Origin of the sequence: Mesorhizobium sp. M7A.F.Ca.US.002.01.1.1, from assembly GCF_004022955.1 — a bacterium.
GTDB lineage: Bacteria > Pseudomonadota > Alphaproteobacteria > Rhizobiales > Rhizobiaceae > Mesorhizobium > Mesorhizobium ciceri.
This window is the reverse complement of record NZ_RZQE01000487.1, coordinates 1-4,354: the sequence shown is the minus strand read 5'-3', so window position 1 is coordinate 4,354 and position 4,354 is coordinate 1. Positions and strand designations below refer to the sequence as shown.

Below are 4,354 nucleotides of genomic sequence, written 5' to 3'. Positions count from 1 at the left end.
ACGCGGCGGTGGCGGGCGCGCGTCTCAATGTCGAGCAGTTGCGCGCCGCCTATGGCCAGTCGATGGCTCAGCAGAAGTCCGATGCCAGCCAGGTCGCCTTCGCCCAGTCGCAGTTCGACCGCGCCGCCGATCTTGCCCAGAAGGGCATCAACGCCAAATCGTCGCTGGACGAAGCCAAGAACGATCTCGACAAGGCCAAGCAGCAGCTGGCCGTTGCCGAGCAAGGCATCATCAGCGCCAAGGCAGCCCTTGGCGGCAATCCCGACATCGAAACCGACAAACATCCGACCGTGATGGCCGCGCTCGCCGCGCGCGACAAGGCCGCCTACGACCTGGCGCAGACCACGGTCAAGGCGCCGGCTGACGGCATCGTCAGCCAGGCCTCGTCGTTCAAGGTCGGCCAATATGTCGGTTCCGGCACGCCGCTGTTTTCGCTGGTCGAGACCGGCGACACCTGGATCGATGCCAATTTCAAGGAAACGCAGCTCACCCACATGAAGCCCGGTCAGAAGGCCGAGATCGTGGTCGACACCTATCCGGGGCGCACCTTCGAGGCGACGGTCAAGGCGATCGGCGCCGGCACGGGAGCCGAGTTCTCGCTGCTGCCGGCCCAGAATGCCACCGGCAACTGGGTCAAGGTCACACAGCGCATCCCGGTTCGTCTCGAACTGACCGATACGGACGCCAAGATGGCGTTGCGCACCGGCATGAGCGCCACCGTTACCGTCGACACCGGCGTGGCGCGTGGCCTGCCTTCGATCTTCGGTCACGCCACGGCCGGCGAGGCCGCGCAGTAACGTCAACAGAATGCCGCAGGACCAGCGGCAGAGGTGAATAGCAGGATTGGTCTGATGGGAGGAGCTGGAAGGATCAGCGTTTGGGTGCTGCCGCGGTGCGGCCTGGCCGAATCTGAAATCTCCGACGCGGACCCGTCGGTCCTCATGTTTCCGGGCGGCAGGCATCCGCTCATCAGAGACTTTCAGTCGATGTAACCCCCACATCGACAATCGCGTCCCACCGCGACGAGGGTCTCTCAACCGAAGGCGTTGCCGCCCGGAAACCCCTTGTACACGTTTTTGTTACCTGCTGGAAGTTCCACGCCATGAGCACGCCCGAACCCTTCAAAGAAGTGCCGCATCGCGGCCTGATCACGGTCGCGCTCATGTTGGCGACGATCATGCAGGCGCTCGACACGACGATCGCCAACGTCGCGCTGCCGACCATGACCGGCGATCTCGGCGCCTCGCCTGACAACATCAACTGGGTGCTGACCTCCTACATCGTTGCCGCCGCCATCATGACGCCGGTCACCGGCTGGCTGGCCGATCGCTTCGGCCGCAAGGAACTGTTCCTGACGGCGGTGGTCGGCTTCACCGTGTTTTCGATGCTGTGCGGCATCGCCTGGAGCCTGGAGACCATGGTGTTCTTCCGGCTGATGCAAGGCGTGTTCGGCGCCGCGATCGTGCCTCTGTCGCAGACCTTCCTGCTCGACATCAATCCCAGGGAACGCCATGGCCAGGCGATGGCCATCTGGGGCGCCGGCATCATGCTGGGTCCGATTCTGGGCCCGACACTCGGTGGCTGGCTGACCGAGAATTTCAACTGGCGTTGGGTGTTCTTCATCAATCTGCCGGTCGGCATCGTCGCCTTTCTCGGTATGGCCGCTTATTTGCCGGCTATCGCGCGGCGCGTGCGCGGCTTCGATTTCTTCGGCTTCGCCATGATATCGCTCGGCGTCGGCGCGCTTCAGCTGCTGCTCGACCGCGGCGGCGAGGTCGACTGGTTTTCCTCGGTGGAGATCTGGATCGAACTTGGTCTTTCGCTCACCGGCTTCTGGGTGTTCATCATTCACACCATGACGGCCGAGCACCCCTTCATCGATCCCAAGATCTTCCTCGACCGCAATTTCGTGACCGGGCTGGCATTCATCTTCGTCATGGGTGTGCTCATCCTGGCGAGCATGTCGCTGCTGCCGCCGATGCTGTCGACCATCTTCGGCTATCCGACCGTCACCATCGGCATCGTCATGGGGCCACGCGGCGTCGGCACCATGATCTCGATGCTCGTCGTCGGGCGGCTCATGAGCAGGATTGACGCCAGGATCCTCGTCGTCATCGGCTTCCTGCTGACCGCGCAGTCGCTCTACACCATGTCCAGCTTCACCCCGCAGATGGACAATTGGCTGATCATCAGCTCCGGCGTCATCCAGGGCCTGGGCATGGGGATGGTGTTCGTGCCGTTGTCGACCGTCGCCTTCGCCACGCTTGACGTGCGCTTCCGCACCGATGCCACGGCTCTGTTCAGCCTGGTGCGCAATCTTGGCTCGTCGATCGGCGTGTCGGTCGTGACGGTGTTGATGGTGCGCAACACGCAGATCAACCATGCCGAGCTTTCGGCCTTCATCAATCCGTTCAACCCCAATCTGTGGGCTGTTTCGCCGGCGGCCGCAGGCGGCGATCCAACGGCGCTCTCGCAGGTCGATCGCATGGTCAATCTCCAGGCCATGATGATCTCCTACGTCAACGACTTCAAAATACTCATGGTGATGACACTGCTTGCCATCCCGTTTGTTTTCCTGCTGCGCAAGCCGAAGCAGGCACCAGCCGGCGGCGCGCCGGCGGCGCATATGGACTAGCTTTCCATCAAATCGTCTTGGGTGTGGCGCACCGAACCGGCACGTTTTCCTATTTTCCGAGCACGAGGCTCCAGTAACGGAGCTTGCTGTCGCTGCCGTCGCGCACATAGGCAAGGCCGAAGCGTGTGAAGCGCGGGTCGAGCATGTTGCGGCGATGGCCTGGTGAATGCACCCAGATGTCGAACAGCTTCTCGAGGTCGAAACGACCCTCGGCGATGTTCTCCGCCGCGGCACCGGAAATTCGATTGTCCCTGACGCGCGAGGCGAAATCCTTGCCCCAGCCGGTGGTGTGGCTCATGCGGCGGCGCTGCGCCATATAGCCTGCCTGCTGCAGGGCGGCCTGTTCGAGCTGCCGGTCGGGGACCAGCGGCGCGAGCCCGGCCGAGGCGCGGATGCTGGCCAGCGTGCTGGTGGCGGAGGAGGAGACCCCGGCGCCTTCACCGGTTGGCAGTGAAACGGTGCTGCAGGCGGCGAGCCCCGCCAGGGCTGCGAGGCCGGTCAGCACCATGCGCCTGTTCAGCTTCGGGATCGGGTGGGTTTCGATTTTCGCTATGGTCATGCCCCTGAGATAATGGCGATCATGGCTTTTGCCGGGCAGGGCCTCGAAAATCGGAGAGGGGGCGACAGACTGACGCTGGCCGGTACAACGCTGATCGGCGTGGCATGCTGGGCGGAGTTTCACCAGGCGATCGACGGCGCTGCCTATCCCAGGCTGGCCGGATTGCGCCTCGCATCGAAACCGATCCGGCCGTGCGTTATCGCCATTTTTCTCAACGCTACCGCTGGCGCCGCCGCACGTCAGGTTGTCTCTCATTTCACCAGAGTGATCATCCGATCGGCATACATTGTGCGATTTCCAAGCGCCGCCGCGCAGTCGGACTTGACGGACGAGTTCCCGGTCATCTGTATCGTATTGCCGACAAGCCTGAGACAGTCGCCCTGGGCGCTCATATCAGAGTTGCCGGCGTAGGAAATGGGCGCGTCCGGCGCGTAGATGAAACCGCTGAGCACGGAATTTGCGCCACCATTCAATGTCAGGGCAGACGTGTTGCCGTGATCCTGGAAAATGGTGATACCAGCATAAGGGCCGCTGGTGGGCGGGGAAAGGTTCACCTTCTCATTGGCATTTATGTAGATCTGAGCGCTTTCCATGAGGAAAATGGTCACGCCCTGGCCAGTCAGGCTGCCGTTTCCCCCTGGCTTTATGGTGGTGCCGCGCATGATGTAGACGCCCGGATTAAGCGTGATGTTCCCCGATAATGTCTTGTCGCAATAAGTGCCGGGCGACAGCGTGTAGGTTTTGCCGTTCGGGACAGGCAAACACAATGTGTAAGGGGGAGGAACGACGTCGGCCAATGGATCAAAGGACGCGTACCTATGTTCGTGCGGCGTTCCGCAGGCGAGACTGGCGCTGGGTGGCAACAGCCCGCTGGTGCCGCCGACGGTTGAGACACAGCCGGCCGAAACCAGTGCGGAACCACCCCTGTTGACGGAATCCGACGCGTCCGAGTTCGCCGCGATCACGCAATTGTCCATCGAGACGTTGGTTGAGCCCTGCAGGTTCACGGCGGCGGACGCATGCGGATCGAGCGCCAGCACGCAGGCCTGTGCGCCAGGTTTTATCTTGACCGAGGCCGAGCGGTAGGCCTGCCAGGGGGCCGAGGCGCTGATGAAGCTTGGGCGGCTTATGCTGGACGACAGCGAGATAAAGTAGGCGCT

The 4,354-nt window shown here is 62.6% G+C and carries 4 protein-coding genes; 2 read left to right on the top strand and 2 right to left on the bottom strand.

What is annotated here, in order from left to right:
• The coding region (locus EN932_RS30300; RefSeq protein WP_164890691.1) for an HlyD family secretion protein at positions 1-797 on the top strand (797 nt) is incomplete at its 5' end.
• A 305-nt stretch (positions 798-1,102) separates the two neighbouring features.
• Positions 1,103-2,635: a DHA2 family efflux MFS transporter permease subunit gene (locus tag EN932_RS30295; RefSeq protein WP_013532370.1), complete on the top strand. Its 1,533-nt coding sequence runs from the start codon at positions 1,103-1,105 to the stop codon at positions 2,633-2,635.
• Positions 2,636-2,684: 49 nt separating this feature from the next.
• Here the strand turns inward: EN932_RS30295 and EN932_RS30290 are convergent, their stop codons facing one another.
• Both EN932_RS30290 and EN932_RS30285 read right to left on the bottom strand, forming a co-directional pair.
• On the bottom strand, positions 2,685-3,194 hold the full coding sequence (locus EN932_RS30290; protein ID WP_032899511.1) for a CAP domain-containing protein: 510 nt from the start codon (positions 3,192-3,194) through the stop codon (positions 2,685-2,687).
• 251 nt (positions 3,195-3,445) lie between these two features.
• Positions 3,446-4,354 (bottom strand): pilus assembly protein (locus EN932_RS30285; protein WP_128369304.1); only part of this gene is annotated, 909 nt, incomplete at its 5' end.